Genomic DNA, 1,768 nt, shown 5'->3' on the forward strand with positions numbered 1-1,768 from the left:
AAGTGCAATATTCAAATAATCCAGAAGTATTGAAGATGATTGAAAATGCTATGCAAAATCTTCGAAAGACGAAATAATACACCCCAATTAACTTAAAGCATATAATACAAACGAATGGAAGATAAAGAATATTTAGAAAAGTTTTCGAATGTTCAGATTTATACTGATATAATTTTAGGAATTTTAAAATATACCATTGTTAAGAATAACTTATCAGAGAACGAATTCCTTAATTGTTTAGTCAAAAAATTAAAATTTCAAAATACATCTGATATTGATCTACTACGAGCTTGTATCGACCAAATACAAGATGCTCAATACGCAATTGATAATTTTAATAAGTACGGCCTTTATAAACAGAGCTCGGATTTAGATGAAATGTATCTTCGACTATATGGTTTATTAAATGCGTGCTATTTACAAATTGGAGCAATAATAGATTTGATACGATTATTTAATTTCAAAAACCAAAAAGAGCTGAAAATGGATCTAAAGTCATTAACAATTATTGATTTGAGAAATAAAATAGCCTCACACACTACCAATTATCAATATATTGATAAACAACGTTTGGTTACTTTAGGCTAATTCAAAGTACTCTGAACAAATGGGGAAATAGAATTTCGATTGTAGGAAAAGAAAGAGGTGACGTACAAACTTTTGATTTAAAAGGCATACTTAATGACTTCACAATAAGAATTGAACAAATTTTAGAAATGATAGTTGATAAAGAGCTATATTCTAGAAAATTTAGAAAAGATTTTTTTCAGTGGATGGAATTAAGACATATATATTTGAAATCTGTAAAATAACTAAATCAGTATGATTTGCAATTAATAACAATATTTTGAAGTGCTATAAATACGTCGTCTAAATAAAGTATTTCATCACGAAATATTAAAGAATTATTAGATGAGTTGTATCCTCTATTAGTATTTAAAATTGAACCATTGAAAATACTATTCCTCAAAGAAGGATTCATAACCAAATCGATGTATACACCTTTTGGAGTGGTTTCAAACCATTCTTCAATGCGTTCGTCATAATGAACGAAATGATTACGGAATTTGCGACTAGATATGGGATTATTATTATCGACTTTGAGTAACTGTCTTAATTTATTACCACGTGCTTTATATTTTTCAATAGGCCAAAGAATTTTTGATATATTTCCAACCGCTACAAGAATGGATTGTATGGAGCACCATGTTTCGACATGATCAAAATTGTCATGAGTAGCTTTCAAACGCGCTGCAGCTCTTTGGGCAATTTTAGATTGTAAGATGACCTCATCTATTAAAATCATTTCCTGAAGACCTGTCATGCATTAAAATTTAATATTCATTTCGTTAACAAAAGCCATCCTTGAATATTCGATCATCTCTGATAAAATGAGCGAAACATTAAATATAATATAGTCAACTAACCAATTCATATTTAATTATACCAACTCTACCGCTTGTAGTTCCGCTGCAAGTCGATGTAACCCATCCTCAATCTTCTTAAGCTGGGGTTGACGCGGTTTTTTAAGCCCCGACGAGTAATGTTGCAGCTGACGCTGGTTAATACCTGTAATCTTCTCTAAAGCAGAATTGGTAAAGATACCCTTGTAGTAAGTGAGAAAACTCTCTGCATCGAAGTGATACATAATATCGTATTTGCCTTTTAGAATGGAAGGTATATTCTCTGAAGTAAACTCTTCAGTAATTATTTTAATAGCATCTAAAATGGATTGTTTTGCCTCTTCGACAGTATCGCCACCGCCATA

General features: G+C 30.7%; 3 protein-coding genes. 1 reads left to right on the forward strand and 2 read right to left on the reverse strand.

Translation table 11 applies throughout. The annotated features are described in order from the left end of the window. The first annotated feature begins 114 nt into the window (after positions 1–114). On the forward strand, positions 115–588 hold the full coding sequence (locus L950_RS25200; RefSeq protein ID WP_021191456.1) for a hypothetical protein: 474 nt from the start codon (positions 115–117) through the stop codon (positions 586–588). 229 nt (positions 589–817) lie between these two features. Here L950_RS25200 and L950_RS25205 read toward each other — a convergent pair whose 3' ends face one another. Continuing rightward, positions 818–1,324: a hypothetical protein gene (locus tag L950_RS25205; protein ID WP_021191457.1), complete on the reverse strand. Its 507-nt coding sequence runs from the start codon at positions 1,322–1,324 to the stop codon at positions 818–820. Between the two features lie 117 nt (positions 1,325–1,441). Next, the coding region (locus tag L950_RS31220; RefSeq protein WP_021191458.1) for a hypothetical protein at positions 1,442–1,768 on the reverse strand (327 nt) is incomplete at its 5' end.

The organism is Sphingobacterium sp. IITKGP-BTPF85, from assembly GCF_001006065.1.
In the GTDB taxonomy this organism is placed as follows: Bacteria; Bacteroidota; Bacteroidia; order Sphingobacteriales; family Sphingobacteriaceae; genus Sphingobacterium; species Sphingobacterium anhuiense.